The sequence below is a fragment of the Cellulomonas sp. P24 genome (assembly GCF_024704385.1).
Lineage (GTDB): Bacteria > Actinomycetota > Actinomycetes > Actinomycetales > Cellulomonadaceae > JAJDFX01.
Genome location: NZ_JAJDFX010000002.1, coordinates 3,554,056 through 3,575,334, shown reverse-complemented (window position 1 = coordinate 3,575,334; position 21,279 = coordinate 3,554,056). Strand labels below are relative to the sequence as shown.

At 72.5% G+C, this 21,279-nt stretch carries 18 protein-coding genes; 8 read left to right on the top strand and 10 right to left on the bottom strand.

Going from position 1 to position 21,279, the window contains the following annotated elements:
• Positions 1-23: 23 nt before the first annotated feature.
• From LJB74_RS16705 to rpsT, 4 genes are all read left to right on the top strand, one after another.
• The gene (locus tag LJB74_RS16705) at positions 24-983 is read left to right on the top strand and encodes an SPFH domain-containing protein (protein ID WP_259309595.1); all 960 of its coding nucleotides are present in this window, start codon (positions 24-26) and stop codon (positions 981-983) included.
• Between the two features lies 1 nt (position 984).
• Entirely contained in the window at positions 985-1,266 is a 282-nt protein-coding gene (locus LJB74_RS16700; protein ID WP_259309594.1) for a hypothetical protein, read from the top strand.
• Positions 1,263-1,784 carry a type II toxin-antitoxin system PemK/MazF family toxin gene (locus LJB74_RS16695; RefSeq protein ID WP_259309593.1) on the top strand — a complete coding sequence of 174 codons (522 nt, stop codon included), beginning with the start codon at positions 1,263-1,265 and terminating at the stop codon, positions 1,782-1,784. Before LJB74_RS16700 ends, LJB74_RS16695 begins: the two co-directional genes overlap by 4 nt.
• 145 nt (positions 1,785-1,929) lie before the next feature.
• Positions 1,930-2,190 carry a 30S ribosomal protein S20 gene (rpsT, locus tag LJB74_RS16690; RefSeq protein WP_259309592.1) on the top strand — a complete coding sequence of 87 codons (261 nt, stop codon included), beginning with the start codon at positions 1,930-1,932 and terminating at the stop codon, positions 2,188-2,190.
• Between the two features lie 151 nt (positions 2,191-2,341).
• On the opposite strand, the gene holA is transcribed toward rpsT, so the two are convergent.
• From holA to LJB74_RS16660, 6 genes are all read right to left on the bottom strand, one after another.
• The gene (gene holA, locus LJB74_RS16685; RefSeq protein ID WP_259309591.1) at positions 2,342-3,361 is read right to left on the bottom strand and encodes a DNA polymerase III subunit delta; all 1,020 of its coding nucleotides are present in this window, start codon (positions 3,359-3,361) and stop codon (positions 2,342-2,344) included.
• 52 nt (positions 3,362-3,413) lie between these two features.
• Positions 3,414-6,092, bottom strand: a complete 2,679-nt coding sequence (locus LJB74_RS16680; RefSeq protein ID WP_259309590.1) for a ComEC/Rec2 family competence protein — start codon at positions 6,090-6,092, stop codon at positions 3,414-3,416.
• A complete protein-coding gene (locus tag LJB74_RS16675) occupies positions 6,089-6,970 on the bottom strand; it encodes a helix-hairpin-helix domain-containing protein (RefSeq protein WP_259309589.1) in 882 nt (293 codons plus the stop codon). Before LJB74_RS16675 ends, LJB74_RS16680 begins: the two co-directional genes overlap by 4 nt.
• A gap of 147 nt (positions 6,971-7,117) precedes the next feature.
• The gene (locus LJB74_RS16670; RefSeq protein WP_259309588.1) at positions 7,118-7,996 is read right to left on the bottom strand and encodes a DegV family protein; all 879 of its coding nucleotides are present in this window, start codon (positions 7,994-7,996) and stop codon (positions 7,118-7,120) included.
• 45 nt (positions 7,997-8,041) lie between these two features.
• Entirely contained in the window at positions 8,042-10,987 is a 2,946-nt protein-coding gene (gene leuS, locus LJB74_RS16665; RefSeq protein WP_396125188.1) for a leucine--tRNA ligase, read from the bottom strand.
• 15 nt (positions 10,988-11,002) lie between these two features.
• Positions 11,003-12,058, bottom strand: coding sequence for an acyl-CoA desaturase (locus tag LJB74_RS16660; protein WP_259310393.1), 1,056 nt, complete (start codon positions 12,056-12,058; stop codon positions 11,003-11,005).
• 203 nt (positions 12,059-12,261) lie between these two features.
• On the opposite strand from LJB74_RS16660, the gene LJB74_RS16655 reads away from it, so the two are divergent.
• Complete coding sequence (locus tag LJB74_RS16655) at positions 12,262-14,142, top strand: DUF853 domain-containing protein (protein ID WP_259309587.1); 1,881 nt, start codon at positions 12,262-12,264, stop codon at positions 14,140-14,142.
• On the opposite strand, the gene LJB74_RS16650 is transcribed toward LJB74_RS16655, so the two are convergent.
• Together LJB74_RS16650 and LJB74_RS16645 are read right to left on the bottom strand one after the other, a co-directional pair.
• Positions 14,041-15,390, bottom strand: coding sequence for an MFS transporter (locus tag LJB74_RS16650; RefSeq protein WP_259309586.1), 1,350 nt, complete (start codon positions 15,388-15,390; stop codon positions 14,041-14,043). The two genes, LJB74_RS16655 and LJB74_RS16650, sit on opposite strands and share 102 nt — an antisense overlap.
• 78 nt (positions 15,391-15,468) lie before the next feature.
• Positions 15,469-16,155 (bottom strand): iron dependent repressor, metal binding and dimerization domain protein, encoded by a 687-nt coding sequence (locus LJB74_RS16645; RefSeq protein WP_396125187.1) that lies wholly within the window; start codon positions 16,153-16,155, stop codon positions 15,469-15,471.
• Between the two features lie 96 nt (positions 16,156-16,251).
• On the opposite strand from LJB74_RS16645, the gene LJB74_RS16640 reads away from it, so the two are divergent.
• Both LJB74_RS16640 and LJB74_RS16635 read left to right on the top strand, forming a co-directional pair.
• Entirely contained in the window at positions 16,252-16,683 is a 432-nt protein-coding gene (locus LJB74_RS16640) for a hypothetical protein (protein ID WP_259309584.1), read from the top strand.
• Positions 16,676-17,536: an FAD:protein FMN transferase gene (locus LJB74_RS16635; protein WP_259309583.1), complete on the top strand. Its 861-nt coding sequence runs from the start codon at positions 16,676-16,678 to the stop codon at positions 17,534-17,536. Before LJB74_RS16640 ends, LJB74_RS16635 begins: the two co-directional genes overlap by 8 nt.
• A 17-nt stretch (positions 17,537-17,553) precedes the next feature.
• Here LJB74_RS16635 and LJB74_RS16630 read toward each other — a convergent pair whose 3' ends face one another.
• Together LJB74_RS16630 and LJB74_RS16625 are read right to left on the bottom strand one after the other, a co-directional pair.
• The gene (locus tag LJB74_RS16630) at positions 17,554-19,341 is read right to left on the bottom strand and encodes a metallophosphoesterase (protein WP_259309582.1); all 1,788 of its coding nucleotides are present in this window, start codon (positions 19,339-19,341) and stop codon (positions 17,554-17,556) included.
• Between the two features lie 11 nt (positions 19,342-19,352).
• Positions 19,353-20,126 (bottom strand): LLM class F420-dependent oxidoreductase, encoded by a 774-nt coding sequence (locus LJB74_RS16625; protein WP_259309581.1) that lies wholly within the window; start codon positions 20,124-20,126, stop codon positions 19,353-19,355.
• 257 nt (positions 20,127-20,383) lie between these two features.
• On the opposite strand from LJB74_RS16625, the gene LJB74_RS16620 reads away from it, so the two are divergent.
• Positions 20,384-20,878, top strand: a complete 495-nt coding sequence (locus LJB74_RS16620; protein ID WP_259309580.1) for a hypothetical protein — start codon at positions 20,384-20,386, stop codon at positions 20,876-20,878.
• The last annotated feature ends 401 nt before the right edge of the window (positions 20,879-21,279 follow it).

Here is a 21,279-nt window from a genome sequence, read left to right as displayed (position 1 = left end):
ACGGACCCACCAGGAGGTTCCCGATGCACGACGACGTCACCCCTCAGGAGTCCGTGGGTGGGTCACCGCGCGGCGAGCCCGTCGGCCACGCCGGCACCAGGGTCGAGATCGCCGAGCGATCGGCGCGCGTCCGCAACGGCGGCATCGGGATCCTCGCCGGCCTGGTCGCGATCGGCGCGAGCATCGGCCTGCTCGCCGGTGCCGACTCGACGACAGGCGCGCTGAGCCCGGTGCTCGGCGTCCTCGGTGTGCTGGTCATGCTGCTGGCGTTCGTGCTCTTCGCGAGCGTCACCGTGATCAGCCCCGGCGAGACCAAGGTTGTCCAGCTCTTCGGCAGGTACGTCGGCACCGTCCGTCGCACCGGGCTCGTCATGACCCCGCTGCTGACGACACGTCGGCGGGTCTCGGTCCGGGTCCGCAACTTCGAGACGAGCGAGCTCAAGGTCAACGACGCGGACGGCAACCCCGTCAACATCGCCGCGATCGTCGTGTGGCAGGTCACCGACACCGCGCGCGCGACGTTCGCGGTCGAGAGCTTCCAGGGGTTCGTCGAGGTGCAGTCCGAGGCCGCGCTCCGGCACGTGGCCACGAGCCACCCCTACGACAACGCAGACACCGGTGAGGCCACCCTCCGTGGCTCGACCGACCAGGTCTCCGACGAGCTCGCGCACGAGGTCGCCGCGCGCGTCGTGATCGCCGGCGTCGAGGTCGTCGAGGCACGCATCTCGCACCTCGCCTACGCCCCCGAGATCGCCCAGGCGATGCTGCAGCGGCAGCAGGCAGGCGCGATCATCGCCGCGCGCGAGAAGATCGTCGAGGGCGCCGTGACCATGGTCGACGGCGCGCTGCGCCGGCTCGAGGAGGAGTCGATCGTCGAGCTGGACGACGAGCGCAAGGCGGCCATGGTGTCGAACCTCCTCGTGGTCCTGTGCGGCGAGGCCCGGGCCACTCCCGTGATCAATGCGGGCAGCCTCTACACCTGACATGCCCGACGAGCAGCCTCCGAGCGACAGGGAGCCGGGTGACGACCCGGGGCCCGGTGTGCGCGCACCCCGTGCACGCCGGGCCGTCCTGCTGCGCCTCGACCCCGCGGTCCACGACGCGCTGCAGCGCTGGGCGGCCGACGACCTGCGCAGCCTGAACGCGCACGTCGAGCTCCTGCTCAGGCGCGCGCTGGACGACGCGGGGAGGTCGCCCCGGGATGCGGGCCCCCTGCCACGTCGCGGTCGGCCGCCGACCCCCGGCCCGGGTAGGGTGCGCGCGTGACGACCGCGCGCTGGACCCGACGGCTCGGCGCACTCGTGCAGCGCGCCCTGCGTGCCACCCGGACGACGTCACGGCGCGAGCCCACCCCGCCCCGTCGGGACCGGACGGCGGCCCGCCCTCCCGGCGACTTCGTCGGCACGGTCCGCACGTCGTACGCTCCGCGTCTCGACGGCGACGCCGACCCGGGCGAGATCGTCTGGACCTGGGTCCCGTTCGAGGAGGACCCGTCGCGCGGAAAGGACCGGCCGGTCCTGGTGATCGGTCGCGACGGCCCGTGGCTCCTCGGGCTCATGCTGTCGAGCAAGGACCACACGGCCACGCCCCGCCGGGAGCCCCACCCCGGACCGCGCTGGATCGACATCGGCGCCGGCGCGTGGGACGCCCGCAGACGCCCCAGCGAGGTGCGGCTGGACCGGGTGCTGCGCATCGACCCGCAGGCCGTGCGTCGCGAGGGCGCGATCATGGATCGGGCGCAGTTCGACCTGATCGCACGTTCCCGACCGGGCTCCCGCTCCTGATAGAGTAGGAAATCGCGTGTCCGCCTAGGTCGGCGGACGCAGGTCCAGTTCCTCTCCGCGGGTGTCCCCACGCCCCAGTCCCGGTGCTGGCGAGTCCTCTACGACCTGTCAGATCGCTTCGGCGAATGCACAAGAGAGTTCACACGTGGCCAACATCAAGTCCCAGATCAAGCGCATCGGCACCAACGAGAAGGCCCGTCTGCGCAACAAGGCAGTGAAGTCCGAGCTCAAGACGCACGTGCGTCGGGTTCGCGAGGCGATCGCTGCCGCCGACAAGGATGCGGCTTCCACCGCCCTCGTCACCGCGTCGCGCAAGCTCGACAAGGCAGTCTCGAAGGGTGTCATCCACTCCAACCAGGCCGCCAACAAGAAGTCGGCGCTCGCGAAGGCCGTCGCGGGGCTCTGAGCCCCGTACCGTCGTCGGCGCACCGTCTCGGGCGCGTCACGACGGACACCACGAAGGCGTCACCTCCCGCGGGGGGTGGCGCCTTCTGCGTACCCGGTGCGGTGCACCGGCTGCACCACCACCGCGTGCCGGGCGCTGCAGGTCAGTACGGCTAGCGCGACGCCGCAGCGACCCGCAGGACGGCCCGTTCCACGGCGAACTGCGGGTCGCGGCTCTGTCCCTTGACCTCCGCGTCGGCCTGCGCCACCGCGGTGATGGCCTCGGCAAGACCCTCCGGGGTCCACCGCGCGAGCTCCCTGGCGGCACGCTCGACCTGCCACGGGGCGAGGCCGAGCGCGCGTACCGCATCCTGGCCCCGGCCGCGGGTCGCGGCGACCTTGGCGAGCACGCGCAGCTTCGCCGCGAGCGCGGCGACGAGGGGGACGGGGTCGACACCAGTCGCCAGCGCGTGTCGCAGGAGTGCGACCGCCCGCCCCGGGTCGCCCTCGAGAGCCGCATCGGCCACGTGGAAACCGGAGGCCTCGACGCGCCCTCCGTAGTAGCGCTCCACCGTCGCGGCGCTGATCACCCCGGTCGAGTCGGCGACCAGCTGCGCGCATGCTGCGGCGAGCTCCCGCAGGTCGCTGCCGACCGCGTCCACCAGCGCCCGGACAGCCGCGGGCTCGGCACGGCGACCGGAGCGGCGCAGCTCCGCGGTGACGAACGCGGTCTTGTCCGCGTCCTTCTTGACGAGGTCGCACTGGACGGTGGGCACCTGCGCCCCGCGCAGCGCGTCGAGGAGCTTCTTGCCCCGCTGCCCACCACCATGACGGAGCACGAGGACCACGTCCGGGGCCGGTTCGGCGAGGTAGGCCAGCGCATCGGCGATCAGGTCGTCCGTGCACCGCTCGACGCCGTCCACGACGACGAGCCGCGCCTCGTCGAACAGCGACGGGCTGGTGACCACCTCGAGCGTCCCACGCCCGTACTCACCGGCATCGATGCGCGTCACCTCGACCTCGGGGTCCTGCTGTCGCGCGAGCACGATCACGCGCTCGACGGCCCGCTCGGCCAGCAGCTCCTCCGGTCCGGAGACGAGCACCACCGGTGCCGGCGCCGCGTCCTGCCAGCCGAGGAAGGGAGCCCCCGGAGCGGTGTTGCGGCTGGCGGGACGTCGGGTCGCGGGAGGCACGGCACTAGCCTGCCACGCACCGCCGACGGTTCCGTCCGGCGTGGGTTCGCTGTCACGGTGGCCGGCAGCCGGCGTGCAGGACGAGCTCACCGGCCCGCACCGACAGTCCGATGTCGTGACAGGTGTCGGTCCGCAGCACCGTCGCACCGGCGTGCTCGTACAGGTCGAGCGCTGCACGAGCCGGGTGGCCGTACGGGTTGTCCCGCCCGACGCTGACCAGAGCGACCCGCGCGTCGATCAGCTCGGCGAGAGCGGACGACTGGTTCGCGGAGCCGTGGTGGGCGGTCTTCACGACATCGACCGGGCCGAGGGCACCCGAGCGCCGCAGCGCCGCGGCGAGAGCGTCCTGGGCCCCCGACTCGAGGTCGGCGAGATCCACGACGCGCAGGTCCGGCGCTTCGAGGAGGAGCACCAGGCCGGCGTCGTTCGGCGCCGACTCCTCCGCTGCGCTTGCGCGCGTCGACCGGGTCGCCCCGTCACGCGACGCCACTGTCCCCGCTGTCACCGACACCGTCGAGAGCACCGATGCCGCAGCGACCACTGGTGCCGCAGAGGGCACCGAGCCCGAGCCGCCACGTGGCGGCGCCCACAGCACCGTCCAGCGCACGTCACCGACCGTTCCCGTCGTCCGCACGGTCATGGCCGTCGTCCGCGCGGATGCGGTTGTCGGTTCCGCGGGCACCGACCCGTCGGGCTGCGGTGCTCCGATCACCGGCGCGTCGACGGGCACACCGGCCTGCGCCAGGCTCTGCAGCGCACCGGCGGCCTCGGCCGTCGGCTCGCGCAGCGCGCTCACGAGCGCACGGCCCACCGGTCTGCTGCCCAGGACCTCGTCGAGGCCGCCCACGTGGTCGGCGTGGAAGTGCGTCAGCACCAGCAGGTCGATCGTGGTGACGCCGAGCCGGTCGAGGCACGCGCGCATGCCCCCTCCGGCCGGCCCGACGTCGACGACCACGGCGTGGTGCGGTGCGGTGCGCATCACGAGCCCGTCCCCCTGCCCCACGTCGCACGCGACGACCCGCCAGTCCTGCGCCAGGCCACGCCCCGCTACGACCCGGGCCCGGAGGATCCCCGTCGCGGCGACGATCACCACCACGCCGATGCCGAGGACGAGCAGCGCCCGGTGCGCCCGGGCCGACGCGTGCCTACCCGAGCGCCCACCGGACCGGTGCTGCGGGCGCACGTCGTCCGGTTGCGCCGGGGCCACCCGCAGGAGGAGGACGAGTGGGACGGCCGTGACGACGGCGAGCAGCGCGGCGCCACCGGAACCACTCGGCCACCCGAGCGTCGCACCGGGAACGGCGGCCGCGCGTCGGGCGACCTGGGCGATCCACCAGACCGGGACGCCCGCCGCGTGCGCGAGGATCGCGCCGGCGGCGGGCCACCACGGCGCGACGAGCGCCGTGAGCACACCGAGCACGGTCGCGGGGGCGACGGCCGGCGCGGCGAGCAGGTTCGCGGGGACCGCCAGCGTCGCGACCCCCGGCGTGAGCAGGACGATCACGGGAGCACAGACCACCTGCGCGGCCACCGGGACCGCGACCGCATACGCGACGGGCCGGCCGACCACCCGTCTCGCACGGTCGGCGAGCGGTCCCGTCAGCAGGACCAGACCGGCCGTCGCCAGCACGGAGAGCACGAACCCGTAGTCCCGTGCGAGCCAGGGATCCACGACGACCAGGACGACCACCGTCGCGGCCAGGGCCGGGAGCGCCCGCGACGGTCTCCCCAGCAGCAGTCCGATCGTGGCCACCGCGCCCATCCCTGCGGCCCGGAGAACGCTCGCACCCGGGTGGACCAGCAGCACGAAACCGGCCATGACGGGGACGAGCACCAGCACGCGCGCCTTCCGTCGCAGCCTCGCGACGGCGGTGAGCCCGAGCACGCACGTGCCGACGATCGCGAAGTGCGCCCCGGAGACCGCCATGACGTGCGTCAGGCCGACCGCGCGCATCGCCGCCGTGAGATCCTCCGGCACACCGGTCGTGTCCCCCACCGCGAGCGCGGGGAGCAGTCCGGCGGTGTCCGCGCCAAGGCCGGCCGACGCCTCGACGAGCGAGCCTCTCAGGAGCCCGGTCACCGAGTCGACCGGGCCGGGTGGGGCGCGAACCTCGGGCGACCGGGTCACGACGAGCAGCGCGACCTCCCGGTCGCCCGGCGATGTCGGGACGAGCCTGCCGGCTGCCCGCACGCGCGCGCCGTACCGCGGCGCGGTCGAGACGTCTGCGTCGACCAGCGCCAGCACGGAGGCCGCCGCCGGTCCGGTACGACCGCGCCCGGCGACCGTGTCGACCTGAAGGACCAGCCGGTACCGCGGCCCCTCGGGCGCCGACCCGCCGCCGGCACCCGAGGTGCGCGGCAGCGGCGCGGGCTCGGAGACCACGAGACCAGTGACCGCGACCGTCGCCCTGTCGGTGACCAGGTCGCTCAGCAGGCCCGCCGTCCGCACCTGATCGTGCGCACCGACCGACACAGCCACGACACCGGCCGACGCCGCCACGAGTGCGACGAGCCCGAGGGCGCCGACCGGACGCTCACCCGCCCTGCGCGCGACGACGAGAAGGACGACGGCGACGACGGCCAGCGCACCGCCAACCGGAACGAGCCAACGACTCGCCGGGTCGCCCTGCGCCACCGCACCCGCCGCCGCGCCCCACGCGCCGAGGGCCGCCGGGACCAGCCGGACGTCGTGACGAGCCGCCCGGGGCGAGGTCGGACGCGGCGAGGTCACACGCGCACCCGCTCCCGCAGGCCGGCGAGGACGCTGTCCCCGATCCCGGGGACCTCCGCCAGCTCCTCGATGTCCGCGAACCGCCCGTGCGCCGCCCGCCAGTCGAGGATCCGCTGGGCAAGGACGGGGCCGATGCCGGGCAGCGCGTCCAGCTCGGTGAGCGTCGCGCTGTTGAGGTCGGTCAGCGCGTCGGCAGCCCCCTCGGCCACCCGCTGCGGCGGCGTCACGACCTCGCCAGGTCGCGGGACGAGGATCTGCTCGCCGTCGACGAGCACCCGCGCGAGGTTCACCGCGGACACGTCGGCCGCTGCCGTCGCCCCGCCCGCTGCGGCGATGGCGTCGGTCACCCGGGCCCCCGTCGGCAGGTGGACCACCCCGGGACTCACGACCTGACCGACGACGTGCACGACGACGCCGGTGCCGCTCGTTCCCGCGGGGACACCGGTCGCGCCGGACCCGGCGGACGTGCCGCTCCCACCCGACGAGGCGGCACCGGCCGAGGTGCTCTCCGGCCCGCCGCCGGCCGCGGCCTCCTCCGGCCCGCCGCCGGCCACGGCCCCCTCCCGCCCGCCGCCGGCCGAGGCACCACCCGCCGCGGCTGTCACACCGAGCGGGACGCCGTCCGACGGAGTGGCTCGCGCGGACCACACCAGGACCCCGCCGCCGAGGGCGAGCACCGCGAGCCCGGCGACCACGGCGGACACCGGGTGGACGGTCCAGCGGAACAGCGGGACCCGGCGGTCGACGGCATCCAGGGCCTCGTGGTCGAGAGGGTGGCCGTAGGCCGCCGAGTAGACCGTCGAGGCCGTCCCAAGCGCCCGGAGACGTCGTTCACGCGTCGTGCCGACGTCCGTCGTGCGCGGTGTCCGGCTCGGCATGGGCTCGAGACTAGGAACCGCCGCACACGCCGCCTCGACAGGTGGCTCCCCGCCCGTGACGGTCAGTAGCGGTCCGCGCCTTGTGGTCCGGTCACCTCTTGGGCCCACCACCTTCGACCCGGGCCGCACCCGTGGTGGTCGCGCGGCTCAGCGGTCTCCGACGACCACAGCGAGTAGTCCCGGGCCGACATGGGCACCGATCACCGCGCTCGCCTCCGACACCAGGACCCGTCCGCTCGACTCGCCGGGCCACGCCGCGAGCCGGTCGGCGAGCGCCCGCGTGAGCCGGTCCGCGAGGTCACGCGCCGCGTCGTCGTCACCGAGGTGATGGACCGCGACCCGGGCGCTGCCCCGCCGCGCGACCTCGTCGACAGCCAGTGCCTCGAGCCTCGCACGCGACCCGGCGCGGCTGCGGACCTTCTCGAGGACCTCGAGGTGGCCGTCCCGCACCGTGAGGATCGGCCGCATCCCGAGCAGCGTGCCCAGGGCGGCCGCACCGGCCCCGAGCCGTCCGCCGCGCCGGAGATGGTCGAGCGTGTCGACCAGGAAGTACGCCGCGGCGCCCTCCCCCGCACGTCGAGCCGCGAGTGCCGCGGCCTCGACGTCCGCCCCGCGCTCGACGGCCTCGGCCGCAGCGGCCGCCGCGAGGCCGAGACCCATCGCCACCGATCGCGAGTCGACCACGTCCACGGGCACCCGGCAGCTCTCGGCGCCGAGCTGCGCGGAGCTCACCGTCCCGGACAGCGCCCCGGAGAGGTGGACCGAGACCACCGCCCGGGCACCGGCGTCGGCGGCGTCCGCGAAGACCCGGGCGAACGTCTCGGGAGAGGGCTGGGACGTCGTGACCGGGTCACCCGAGCGGAGCCGCTCGACGAGCGCCGCTGCCGGCAGGTCCACCCCCTCGAGACCGTGCGTCCCTCCGAACCGGACTGTGAGCGGGACGACCGTCAGCCCCCACCGCGCGGCCAGGTCCGGCGGCACCGACGCCGTCGAGTCCGTGACGACCCGGATCGGTCCGGTGGTCATCCTCGGGTCACGTCTCCGTGCGGCGGGCGCGTCGGGACCACCCGGCTATGCAGGGACGACGTTGACGAGCTTGGGTGCCCGGACGATCACGGTGCGCACGTCCCGGCCATCGAGAGCCCGTTGCACCGCCGGGTCGGCGAGCGCGAGCGCGCGGAGCTCGTCCTCGGCGATGCCGGGGGTGACCTCGAGCCGGCCACGCACCTTGCCCTGCACCTGCAGGACGCAGGTCACCGTGTCCTCGACCAGGTACTGGGGGTCGGCGACCGGGTACGCGTGGTGCGCGAGGGACTCCGTGTGCCCGAGCCGCTCCCACAGCTCCTCGGCGATGTGCGGGGCGATCGGCGCGAGCATGAGCACCAGGGGCTCGACCGCCGCACGAGGGGTCGCGGCGAGCGACGTCAGGTGGTTGTTGAGGACGATGAGCTTGGCGATCGCGGTGTTGACCCGCATCGCCTCCATCTCGACGGTCGTGTCCGCGATGGTGCGGTGCACCAGGCGTGTCGTCTCGAGGGTGGGCTCGTCATCCGTGACGACGAGTGCACCGGTCGCCTCGTCGACGACGTTGCGCCACAGCCGCTGCAGGAAACGCTGCGACCCGACGACGGCCCGCGTGTCCCACGGACGCGAGACGTCCAGCGGGCCCATCGACATCTCGTAGACACGGAACGTGTCCGCGCCGTAGGCGTCGTACATGTCGTCCGGGGTCACGACGTTCTTGAGCGACTTGCCCATCTTCCCGTACTCGCGCTGCACCTCCTCGCCGTTCCAGCGGTACGTCGTCGACCCGTCCTCGGCCGTGGTCTCGACGACCTCGTCCGCCGGGACGTACTGCCCGCGCGCGTCGGCGTAGGCGTACGCCTGGATGTACCCCTGGTTGAACAGCGTGTGGAACGGCTCGCGGCTCGTGACGTGCCCGAGGTCGTACAGCACCTTGTGCCAGAACCGCGCGTACAGCAGGTGCAGGACGGCGTGCTCGACTCCCCCGACGTACAGGTCCACGCCGCCGGCGACCCCGGCCGTCGGGTTGTGGTCCGGGCCCATCCAGAACGCCTCGAGCTCGGGCGAGACCACCTGCGCGGAGTCCGACGGGTCGAGGTAGCGCAGGTAGTACCAGCAGGACCCTGCCCAGTTCGGCATCGTGTTGGTGTCACGGCGGTAGACGCGCGGACCGTCACCCAGGTCCAGGGTCACGTGCACCCAGTCCTCGTTGCGACCGAGCGGGGGCTCGGGCGAGGAGTTCGCGTCGTCCGGTGCGAAGGTCCGCGGGGAGTAGTCGGGGACGTCCGGCAGGTCGACCGGGAGCAGCGCGTCCGGCAGGGCGAGCGGCAGGTCGTTCTCGTCGTAGACGATCGGGAACGGCTCGCCCCAGTACCGCTGCCGGCTGAACAACCAGTCGCGCAGGCGGTAGGTGATGCTGCCGGTGCCCGCACCGCGTCCCTCGAGCCACGTGATCACGGACCGCTTGGCGTCGTCGACGCCGAGGCCGTCGAGGCTGATCTCGTCGTTCGACGAGTTGATCGTCGTGCCGTCGCCCGTGTACGCGCCGCCCTCGAACCCCTCGGGCGGTGCGACCGTGTACACGACCGGGAGGTGGAAGGCCTCCGCGAAGGCGAAGTCCCGATCGTCGCCGCCGGGGACGGCCATGATCGCGCCGGTGCCGTAGCCCATCAGCACGTAGTCCGCGGTGAACACCGGGATGAGCTGGCCGTTGACCGGGTTGCGCGCGAGGAAGCCGGTGAAGACCCCAGTCTTCTGCTTGGCGTCGGCCTGACGCTCGACGGCAGTCTTGGCCGCTGCCTCACGCCGGTAGGCGGCAACCGCGTCGACGGGGGTGCCGTGGCCGCCGGTCCAGGTGCTCCGGGTGCCGTCGGGCCAGGCAGACGGCACGGCGTCGAGCAGCGGGTGCTCGGGGGCGACGACCATGAACGTCGCGCCGAAGAGCGTGTCGGGGCGCGTCGTGAACACCTCGATCGACTCGGTCTCGGTCGCGTTGGCGACGTCGAACACGACGCGCGCCCCCTCGGACCGGCCGATCCAGTTCCGCTGCATGGACCGGACCTTCTCGGGCCAGTCGATCAGGTCGAGGTCGTCGGCGAGACGGTCGGCGTAGGCGGTGATGCGCATCTTCCACTGGCGCAAGGTGCGCTGGAACACCGGGTAGTTCCCACGCTCGCTGCGACCGTCGGAGGTGACCTCCTCGTTGGCGAGCACGGTGCCCAGGCCCGGGCACCAGTTGACCGGGGCGTCCGAGACGTAGGCGAGCCGCTGCGCGTCGACGACCCGCCGGCGGTCGACGTCGCTCAGGGCGTCCCAGGTGGTCTCCGGGGCGTCCTCGGGCAGGGCACGACGGCCCGAGGCGTACTCGGCGACGAGCTCGTCGATCGGGCGGGCGCGTCCGGTGCCACCGTCGGGCCGGACCGCGTCCACGTCGTACCACGAGTCGAAGATCTGCAGGAAGATCCACTGCGTCCAGCGGACGTAGTCCGAGTCGGTGGTGGCGAAGGTCCGTCGCGGGTCGTGGCCGAGGCCGAGACGTCGCAGCTGACGCCGCATCGTCACGATGTTGGCTTCCGTGGTGACTCGGGGGTGCTGGCCCGTCTGGACCGCGTACTGCTCGGCCGGGAGGCCGAAGGCGTCGTACCCGAGCGCGTGCAGCACGTTGTCGCCCTGCATCCGCCGGAACCGCCCGACGACGTCCGTCGCGATGTACCCGAGCGGGTGCCCGACGTGCAGGCCGGCGCCGGACGGGTACGGGAACATGTCCATCACGAAGAACGAGCGCCCCTGGGTCTTGGCGTGCGCGCCGCTGCCGTCCGTCAGCGGTCCCGACGGGTTGGCCGCGAAGAACGTGCCGCGCGCGTCCCAGGTGTCCTGCCAGCGCTGCTCGAGCTCTCCTGCGAGGGCGCTCGTGTAGCGGAAGGGCACCTCACCGCCACTCTGCGGCGCCGTGTCGGTGGGGTGGGTGGGCGTCGTCGAGTCCTGCGCAGTCACCCGGTGAGTTTAGCGTCAGCGAGCGGACCGGAACTCCGCCGTGAGCGGGCACTGGAACGGGTCGCGGGCGGCGAGCCCGACCTTGTTGAGGTAGCGCACGACGATCCCGTACGACTGGACCAGGCCGGTCTCGGTGTAGGTGATCTTCCGCGAGTCGCAGAACTCCCGGACGATCGGCTGCACCTTGCGCAGGCTCGGTCGCGGCATGCTCGGGAACAGGTGGTGCTCGATCTGGTAGTTCAGGCCACCCATGAAGAGGTCCGTGAACCGACCGCCGCGGATGTTGCGGCTCATGAGCACCTGACGGCGCAGGAAGTCGATCCGTGAGTTCGCCGGCACGATCGGCATGCCCTTGTGGTTCGGCGCGAAGCTCGCGCCCATGTACACGCCGAAGATCCCGAACTGTACGGCGAGGAACGCGAACGCCATCCCGACCGGGAGCAGCCAGAACACCAGGGCCAGGTAGCCGCCGAGGCGCAGCGTCACGAAGGCGATCTCGACGGGGCGTCGCTTGACGGGGCCACGGCCGAAGATCGTCTTGATCCCGGAGATGTGCAGGTTCAGGCCTTCGAGCAGCAGCAGCGGGAAGAAGAGGTAGCCCTGGCGCTTGGCGAACCAGGCCCCGAAGCCGGTGCGGACCTTGGCGATGTTCTCGGTCGTGAAGACGATGACGTCGCTGTCGATGTCCGGGTCCGCGTCGATCTGGTTCGGCTTCGCGTGGTGGCGGCTGTGCTTGTGCATCCACCATCCGTAGCTCATGCCGGCGTAGAGGTTCGCGATCACCAGACTGGCCCAGTCGTTCCAGCGCCCGGAGACGAAGATCTGCCGGTGCGCGGCGTCGTGGCCGAGGAACATCACCTGCCCGAGGATCAGGGCGATCACGGCGGCGAGAGCCATCTGCCACCACGAGTGCCCGATCAGCACGAACGCGACTCCCGAACCGAGGAGCGCGAGGGTGAGCAGCGCGAACCGGGTCCAGTAGTAGCCGTAGCGGCGACGCATCAGCCCCGCCTCCTGGACCGTCCTCGTGAGGGCGGTGAAGTCGCTCGTCTGTCGATCCCGGGGCGACATCGTCTCCGGGTCGAGGACGGGCAGGGGTGCGGGGGAACTCGTCACGGGTCACGCTTTCAACTGGGGGGACGGAGCCGCCTGCGTTCGCGTGCAACGAGCGGTTCGTCTCACAGTAACCTACGGCACCGTAGGAAGTCTGGACGGCAAGCGGATTTCCGCTCAGGGCACCACACGTCCGGCAATGGGCTGACTACCATCGGCAGATGAGCGAGTCGACGTCGACCGGTCCCCTCGAGCCATCCGACTCGCTCGTCGCGCTGCGCGCCGCCGCAGCGCGCGCCGCGGCCGAGGCTGCGCTCGCCAAGGCTGCAGCGGCTCAGGCCGTCGCCGAGGCCGCCCAGGCCGCGCTCGAGGCGGCCGAGCTGGCCTCGTCGGCCGCAGATCCTGGCACGACCGACACGGCGCCGACCGCGACGACTGCCGTGACCGACCCGCCGCCCGGTCCCGATGCCGGTACCGGTGTCGGCGCAGGACGGGACCCCGACCCGTGGACGGCCACGGTCTCCGCCGGGTACTCCTTCGCCGGGCCCGCACTTCCCCTGGGCGCTCTCATGAGCGCCGCCGGCCCGATCACCTCGGCGCAGGTCGGCATCCCCGTCGCGATGCTCAACCGGCACGGCCTCGTCGCCGGTGCGACCGGGACCGGGAAGACGAAGACGCTGCAGGTCCTGACCGAGGGACTCTCGGACGCCGGCGTCCCGGTGTTCGTCGCGGATCTCAAGGGCGACCTCTCCGGCCTCTGCCGCCCCGGGGCCGCGAACGAGAAGGTGGCCGCACGCGCCTCGAGCGTCGGTCAGGACTGGCAGGCGCGCGGCTACCCCGTCGAGCTCCTCACGCTGGGAGGGGCCGGCGTCGGAGTCCCGGTCCGCACGACGATCACCGACTTCGGGCCGCTCCTGCTGGCGAAGGTGCTCGGGCTCAACGCGACTCAGGAGTCCAGCCTCGGGCTGGTCTTCCACTGGGCCGACACCCACGGCCTCGCCCTCCTGGACCTCAAGGACCTCCAGGCGACGATCGCCCATCTGCTCTCCGACGAGGGCAAGGCCGAGCTCAAGGGCATCGGCGGCCTCTCGCAGGCCACGGCCGGCGTCATCCTGCGGGAGATCGTGGCGCTCCAGGCACAGGGCGCCGACGTGTTCTTCGGCGAGCCGGCCTTCGACGTCGAGGCACTGCTGCGGACCGCGGCGGACGGGCGCGGCACGATCTCGGCGCTCGAGCTGCCCGCGGTCCAGGACCGTCCGGCACTGTTCTCGACTTTCCTCATGTGGCTGCTCGCCGAGCTGTTCTCGGTGCTGCCGGAGGTCGGCGACGCGGCCGCACCGCGGCTGGTGTTCTTCTTCGACGAGGCGCACCTGCTCTTCACCGGCGCCTCGACGGACTTCCTCACCCAGGTGACGCAGACGGTGCGGCTGATCCGGTCGAAGGGGGTCGGGGTGTTCTTCGTCACCCAGTCCCCGAAGGACGTTCCCGCCGACGTGCTGGCACAGCTCGGCAGCCGGGTCCAGCACGCTCTCCGCGCCTACACGCCCGACGACGCTGCCGCGCTGCGGGCCGCGGCGCGCACGTTCCCCGTCTCCGACTACGACCTCGAGGAGCTGCTGACGACGTTGGCCACCGGCGAGGCCGTCGTCACCGTGCTCGGCGAGAACGGTGCACCGACACCGGTCGCCTGGACGCGGCTGCGGGCCCCGCAGTCCTCGATGCAGCCCGCACCGGCCACCGACCTCGCCGCCACGGTCGCCGCCTCTCCGCTGCTCGGACGCTACGGCACACCGGTCGATCGCGAGTCGGCGTACGAGCTGCTCGCCGCCCGCGCCGCCCAGGCGGAGGCCACCGCGGCCGCCGACGACGCCGCTCGTGCGGCCCAGGCGGAGGCCGATCGGCGCGCGAAGGAGATGGAGCGCATCCAGCGCCAGATGGACCGGCCGAGCCCGCGCGCCCGCTCCACCGGTTCACGCTCGACCAGCTCACGCTCCGCCGGCTCACGGCGCGCTGGGGACCCGCTCGACGTGTTCCTGCGCTCGGTCGGCACCCAGCTCGGTCGCGAGATCACGCGCACGGTGTTCGGCACCCGACGGCGCTGACGGCTCGGACCCCGCTGAGCGCTCAGCCAGAGCACGTGCCCGCGGTGCAGATGCATGCGGTGCAGATGCATGCGGTGCAGGTGCCCGTCCGACCGTCACGACGACCAGCAGTCCCGCCGCTGTCAGTCCGGTGCCCACCCACGCGGGGGCGACCAGGCCGTGCCCTGCGGCGATGACGAGTCCGCCGAGCCAGGCGCCAGAGGCGTTCCCCAGGTTGAGCGCCGAGTGGCAGAGCGCAGCACCGAGCGAGGGCGCGGCCGGCGAGACGTCCATCAGCCGCGTCTGCAGCGACAGCCCGAGGATCTGCGAGCTCACCCCGAGTGCGACGATCGCGGCGATGGCGAGAGCCGGGATCCTCGCCGTGACGGCGATCGCGACCAGCACGACGATCGTCGTCGCGAAGCCCAGGTACACCGTGCGCAGGACGGACCGGTCCGCCAGCCGCCCCCCGACGACGGTGCCGAGGGTCATGCCCACACCGAACAGGGCGAGGACCAGGGGCACGGTGGTCTCGGTCAGTCCGGTGACCTGCGTCAGCAGGGGCGAGACGTACGAGTAGACGGCGAACATCCCGCCGAACCCGATGCCGGCCGCGCCGAACGCGATCCAGAGCTGCGGGTTCCGCAGCGCGCGGAGCTCGGTGCGGACGGTCGCCTCGGCATGCGACGGCAGGCTCGGGAGCCAGGAGCGCAGCCCGACGAACGTCACGAGCCCGAGGACGCCGACGGCGACGAACGCCGCACGCCAGCCGAGGACGTGCCCGAGGAGCGTGGACAGCGGCACACCGACGACATTCGCGATCGTCAGGCCGGCCATCATCATCGCCACGGCACGCCCGCGACGCCCGGGGCCCACGACGGCTGCGCCCATCACGGCACCGACGCCGAAGAAGGCCCCGTGCGGGAGCCCGGCGACGAATCTCGCGGCGACGAGCCACCCGGCGCTCGGCGCGAACGCGGAGATCGTGTTCGCGATCGTGAACATGCCCATCAGCCAGAGCAGCAGCGTGCGCCGGTCGACCCGTGCGGCGAGCGACGTGAGGACCGGCGCGCCGACCACGACGCCGAGCGCGTAGGCCGTGATGACGTAGCCCGCCTGGGGGATCGTGATGGCGAGGTCGTGGGCGATGTACGGGAGCAGTCCCATCGTGGCGAACTCGGTCGTCCCGATGCTGAAGCCGCCGGCAGCGAGGGCCAGCAGGACGAGTCCGGTGCGGGCACCTGATCCACGGACGTCCGTGCCGGTCACGCGTCGCCCGATGACTGTCGAATCGATTCGATCACGAGGGCGATGGTACGCGACACCCTGCCGTGCCGGTCCGGTGTCTCACTCCGCGACGAGCCACACCGCGTTGCAGGAACGCTCGTCGAGCTCGAGCCGCTGCCCGCCGACCTCGACCCCGACGGCGCTCGCCGTGCGGGCCCCCACCTGCACCGCGACGTCGAGACCGAGGCCCAGCGCCGCGAACGAGCGCAGCAGCGACGGGTCCTCGTCGGAGATCCGCGCAACACGCCAGCGTCCCGGCGCCACCTCGCCGAGCCGCCGGGCGGCGGGCACCCGGACCTCGCCGTCCGCCGACGGGATCGGGTCACCGTGCGGGTCACGGTCCGGGCGACCGAGCGCGACGTCCATCCGCTCGACCATCAGGCTCGACACCGCATGCTCGAGGACCTCGGCCTCGTCGTGCACCTCGTCCCACGAGTACCCGAGCTGCCGGACCAGGAACGTCTCGATCAGCCGATGCCGGCGCACCATCGCGACCGCCGACTCCCGCCCGACGCGCGTGAGGGCGACCGCGCCGTACGGCTCGTGCTCGACGAGCCCCTGGTCGGTGAGCCGCCGAACCGTCTCGGAGACCGTCGACACCCCGACGCCGAGCCGCCGTGCGAGCAGCGTCGTCGTCACCGGCGCCTCCGACCACTCCCCCGCGGACCAGATGACCTTGAGGTAGTCCTGCGCGACCGGCGTCAGGCCCTCGCCCGGTTCCGTCACGTGCCGACCTCCCGTCCTCATGGGCGGGCGACCGCCCTCCCAGGTTCGGACACTAGCCTGGTGGACCATGACCGAGCGGCGTGACGCCGCCGCCCATCCTCACCCCTCGGAGGCCACGTGAGACGCCCGACCCGACCCCTGCTGGTCACGCTCTCCGGCATCGGGATCCTGGCGGCGACGACCGCCTGCAGCGCCGGCGCGTCGACGACGAGCACCGGCGGCAGCGTTCCCGGCGGCTCGACGACACCGGTCGCGTTCGCGGACGGGACCTACAGCGCGACCGGCACGTACGAGTCCCCCGGCGGCACCGAGAGCATCGAGGTGCAGCTCACCCTCGCGAAGAACCTCGTCACCGCCGTCACGGTGACTCCGCAGGCGCGTGACGCCAGCGGTCAGATCTACCAGGGCATGTTCGCGCAGGGGATCTCCGCCGCGGTCGTCGGCAAGGACCTCAACACCCTGCACGTCTCGAAGGTCTCCGGGTCGTCGCTGACGGGTGGCGGGTTCAACGACGCCCTGGCGAAGATCAAGGCCGAGGCCGGTGGCTGACCTCGTCTTCGAGGCGATCGGCACCCGCTGGGAGATCACGACCCCCGCACCGCTCCACCCCGACGTGAGGCTCGCGGTCGCGAACCGGATCGAGGCGTTCGACCAGGCGTACTCACGGTTCCGTCCCGACTCGCTCGTCAGCACGATCGCGAGGTCGGCCGGTACCTGGGTCCTCCCGTCGGACGCGGCCCCGCTGCTCGACCTGTACCGGCGCCTCTACCTCGCCACCGGCGGCGCCGTCACCCCTCTCGTCGGGCGCGCCCTCGCGGATCTCGGCTACGACGCGGCCTACTCGCTCCGTCCCACCGGTCGCACGACGGCCGTCCCGGCCTGGGACGACGTCCTCGACTGGGACGGGACGCGTCTGACGACGTCGGCACCGGTGCTGCTCGACCTGGGGGCCGCCGGCAAGGGGTACCTCGTCGACCTCGTCGCCGAGGTCCTGGCGGGCGCCGGGGTGACCGACGTCGTGATCGACGCCGGGGGCGACCTGCGTCATCGCGGCGGTGACGAGGTCCGGGTCGCGCTCGAGCACCCCCGCGACCCGCGGCAGGCCATCGGCGTCGTCGTGCTCCACGAGGCCGCCCTGTGCGCGTCCGCCCCGAACCGGCGCACGTGGGCGCCGGGCGTGCACCACGTCCTCGACGGGCGCACCGGGCAGCCGACGCACGACGTGCTCGCGACCTGGGCGCTGGCGCCGACGGCGATGGTCGCCGACGGTGTCGCGACGGCACTGTTCTTCGCCGCGCCGGAGGACCTCGTGGAGGAGTTCGGCGTCTCCTACGCACGCGTCCGCCCGGACGGGCGCGCCGAGTGGTCGGCGGACCTGCCCGGGGAGATCTTCACCGCCTGACCGGGTGTGGCGACGTCTCACTCACCTGCCGGGGTGGTCGGAACCGCCGTCCCGGTCCCGGCGGCCGGGTCCGTCGTCGGGCCCGCCGACGGCGCGGTGACGGCGGTCGGCTGCGGGGCGAGGATCTCGGAGAGCACCCCCGGCAGACCGCGGGTCGACGGCCACGTGAACCGGTACCCCACCGTCGCCGTCGTGTCCTTGTGCACCTGGATCACCTGGTAGTCCATGATCTCCCGGGTCACCGGGTCGAACCGGAGCACGGTCATCTCCGCGGTGCCGTGCAGCGGCCCGACCGTCGGCTGGCCGCTCACCGCCCCCGCCGTGCTCGCGCTGATGTAGCGGATGCCGTCGCCCACCTGGAGCGGCCCGTACCGCGTGTGCAGGTGCCCCGAGACCTGGGCAGGGACGCACCCCTGCTCGAGCGCCTGGTTGCCGACCGTCGGCGTGTGGATCAGCAGCAGGTCGACACCGTCCTTGTCGGCGCACGCGACGTCCGCGAGCCGCTTACCCTCCTGCGTGGACGACTCGCTGACCGCCGAGGTGCCGGCTCCCACGCGGGTCGCGTTCGGGTCGCTGTCACCGAGGATCCGCACCCCCTTGACCGTCACGACCTCACCGGACAGGACGACCATGCCGGCAGCACGCTCCTGCGCCGCGGTCTCCTCAGAGTCGTGGTTGCCGCCGGAGACCACGGTCACCACGTCCTTCGGCGCCGCCGAGGCGAACGTGTCGATGCAGTACTTCTCGACGGCCGTGCCGTCCATCGTGGAGTCGCCCGCGTTGAGGATGATGCTCGCCCCGGACAGCGTCGCGGCGTCGTGGATCAGCGGTGCCATGCCGACGTTGCAGTGCAGGTCGCTCACCACGAGCATGACGACGGGGGCGTCCTCGGCGGGCGCCTGGACGGCCGGTGCCCCGGTGTGGGCGTCCGCGATCTCCTGGGCGCGCGCCGCCCAGGCCGCGACCATCGCGTGGTCGGCGGCGGCGTAGAAGGCCTCGTTCTGGCGGTAGGCGGCGACGGCGTAGCTTCCGTACGTGTCGATCACGCCGCCGAGTCGGCCCGTGACCCGGGCCCCCTGGAGGGGCGTGCCGTCGAACACCGACGTCGGGGTCGCGTCGACGTTGGTCCGGGACCCGGTGACGCCGCTCGCGGTGCCCGCGACGAGAACCAGCAGCGCCACCACGCCGCCGACCACCAGCCGGCGCCGGTGCGCGGACGCGGCGCGTGCCAGCTCCGCACGACGGGCCCGGCCGAGGAGCGCGCCGAGCACGAGCCACCCGACCAGGAGCGCGACGAGGGCCACCCCGGCACGCCACAGCGCATCGAGCACGAGGGCCCGAGCGGCGGCCTCGACCGTCGCCTGGGGACGCGCGAAGAACTGCAGGTAGCTCTGCAGGTCAGAGCTCAGCGCCTCGAGCGTGTGGGCGCTGCCGACCTGCGTGACGCTCGACGGGATCTCGTGCACGATCACCCGGGCACCGAGGAACAGCGGCAGCGGCGAGTCGATCTCGAGCGTGCCGAGCGGCCCGAGGTCCACCGTGACGGTGCTGTCGGTCGTGACCTGGTAGGTCGCCTCGTGCGGGCCGAGGCTCAGGTCGGCCGAGGCCGTCGTGACACCGAACACGAGCGAGACGAGCACGGCGACGACGAGCAGCGGCACCCAGCGCCGACCACGACGCAGACGCTGCCGGACCGGCCCGAGCACGACGGCCCGGACCCGTGCGGCCGACGAGCGGAGAGTACGGGTGAGCGTGACCCCGCGACGGCGTGCGAGCGACGCCCAGCGGTCGGTCCTCCCGCTCACCGCGCCACCGGTCAGCCTTGAGCGTCGCGCCAGGCGACCCACTGCCTGACGAGGGAGAGGTCGTAGTCGGGGCCCCCCACGCCGATCGTGAACAGCGTGACCCCGGCGGCCACGAGGTCGGCGGCGACCTCGGCCGGTGGGAGCGACACCCCGACGGACCGCTCGACGACGCTCGCGTCTCGGCCGACGGCGACGCCGTGCTCGTCCAGGATTGCGCTATTGCGGGTGAGGCTCTCGAGGTCGCCGAAGCTGTGCCACGCGTCCGCGTGCTCCGCGACGACGCGAAGGGTCTTCCGCTCGCCCCCGCCACCCACGAGGATCGGGATCTGCCGGGTCGGTGCGGGGTTCGAGGCGGCCCAGCGGGCCTTGATCCGGGGCAGCGCCTGGGCGAGGTCCGCGATCCGCGATCCTGCGGTCCCGAACTCGTACCCGAACTCGTCGTAGTCCTTCTCGAACCACCCGGCCCCGATGCCCAGGATCAGCCGCCCGCCGGAGATGTGGTCGACGGTCCGCGCCATGTCCGCGAGGAGCTCGGGGTTGCGGTACGAGTTGCACGTCACGAGCGCACCGATCTCGACGCGGCTCGTCTGCTCCGCCCACGCACCGAGCATCGTCCAGCACTCGAAGTGCTTGCCGTCCGGGTCGCCGAAGAGGGGGAAGAAGTGGTCCCAGTTGAACGCAATATCCGCCCCAATGTCCTCCACTCGACGTAGCGCATCGCGGATCTGCGAGTAGTCGGCGTGCTGCGGCTGGATCTGGACACCGATGCGGATGCGGCGCGTCATCTGACCTCCCGGTTTGGCCCGAACACCTCCCACGCTAGTCGAGATCCGCGCGTACACCACGGGGCACGCGGCTACCCACATCCGGAGTGATGGGGGAAGAACTGGACCCACAACGCGGCTTCATGAGATCCGCCTACCCATCGCGTACGCGCTCTCTTGAGCCTGCTTGAACCCCGTCTCTGGCGCCGCATGGGATGTCACACGACACGATAACACCCGTACCATCACATCCATCCATCACGTGCTAAGGTCCTCTTATGAACGAACCGGGTCTCACCATGAGCGCAGTCGACGCGGCCATCGAGCAGCGCACGGACGACATTCAGCGCCTTCGACGGGAGCTCCTGACAGCCGAGAGTGACCTGCGGGCACTCAACACCACCCGCGAAATGTTCGCTCGGCTGCTCGCAGAAGTAGGGGACGGGGCTCAGGAGGCGGAATCAGCGCCGACGCCTTCTCCGAGCGATCCTGTCCAGACCGTCCTCAGCGAACAGACCACCTCAGTACCTGAGATCCCGCCGCTCCATGAGAAGCAGCGGATTCGTTCGACCCAGCTCGCGGCCGAGGTCGTCCGCACGATGGCGCGGGGGGTCTCCCGCGACGACGTTCTTGCGGAGTTCGGGACGCGTGGCCTCATCCCGTCAAGCTGGACGAACCCCCGCAACGCGGTCAATAACGCACTGTCCCGAGCAGCACAGCGCGGGCTCATTCGCTTTGACAGCGACGCCGGTCTGTACTGGGGCGTCGAGTGAAGGCCACCCAACGAAGCCGTCCGACGGGCAACCGCCCTCGGGAACAGTCGACCTCGAAGGCGGGGAAATCATGGCCGGAGTGATAGACGAGGGCGCCCACTCTTGAGTGACCGAGGCGGTTAGTGGGCGCCCATCGCAAGAACTTGGCTTGCGTCGTAAGGCTCAAGCCGAGGCCCGCGTGAGCGGGCATCCGGGCTGGAGTGCTCGAACACTCCAGTTCGCAGCCTGCACTTGGCAGGCATCGGGTTAGCGACGCTGACCCGGCAGGCTAGGACCACTCTATCGTGGTCCTAGCCTGCCTTCGTGTCCAGGCCTTGCTCGAAGTCTTCGCCCGCAGGCCCGGACTCAACCTCAGCTACATGCGTCTAGACGACGGGCGAGGCTCCTCGTCCTCTCGCCAC

Excerpts from the sequence above, each read along its gene's own strand:
- LJB74_RS16670 (WP_259309588.1), bottom strand. The coding sequence starts at position 7,996 with ATGACCACCGGACCGATCCGGGTCGTCACGGACTCGACGGCGTCGGTG.
- LJB74_RS16625 (WP_259309581.1), bottom strand. The coding sequence starts at position 20,126 with ATGACGCGCCGCATCCGCATCGGTGTCCAGATCCAGCCGCAGCACGCC.
- LJB74_RS16655 (WP_259309587.1), top strand. The coding sequence starts at position 12,262 with ATGAGCGAGTCGACGTCGACCGGTCCCCTCGAGCCATCCGACTCGCTC.
- LJB74_RS16660 (WP_259310393.1), bottom strand. The coding sequence starts at position 12,058 with ATGTCGCCCCGGGATCGACAGACGAGCGACTTCACCGCCCTCACGAGG.
- LJB74_RS16705 (WP_259309595.1), top strand. The coding sequence starts at position 24 with ATGCACGACGACGTCACCCCTCAGGAGTCCGTGGGTGGGTCACCGCGC.
- LJB74_RS16645 (WP_396125187.1), bottom strand. The coding sequence starts at position 16,155 with ATGAGGACGGGAGGTCGGCACGTGACGGAACCGGGCGAGGGCCTGACG.
- LJB74_RS16700 (WP_259309594.1), top strand. The coding sequence starts at position 985 with ATGCCCGACGAGCAGCCTCCGAGCGACAGGGAGCCGGGTGACGACCCG.
- LJB74_RS16620 (WP_259309580.1), top strand. The coding sequence starts at position 20,384 with ATGAACGAACCGGGTCTCACCATGAGCGCAGTCGACGCGGCCATCGAG.
- LJB74_RS16675 (WP_259309589.1), bottom strand. The coding sequence starts at position 6,970 with ATGCCGAGCCGGACACCGCGCACGACGGACGTCGGCACGACGCGTGAA.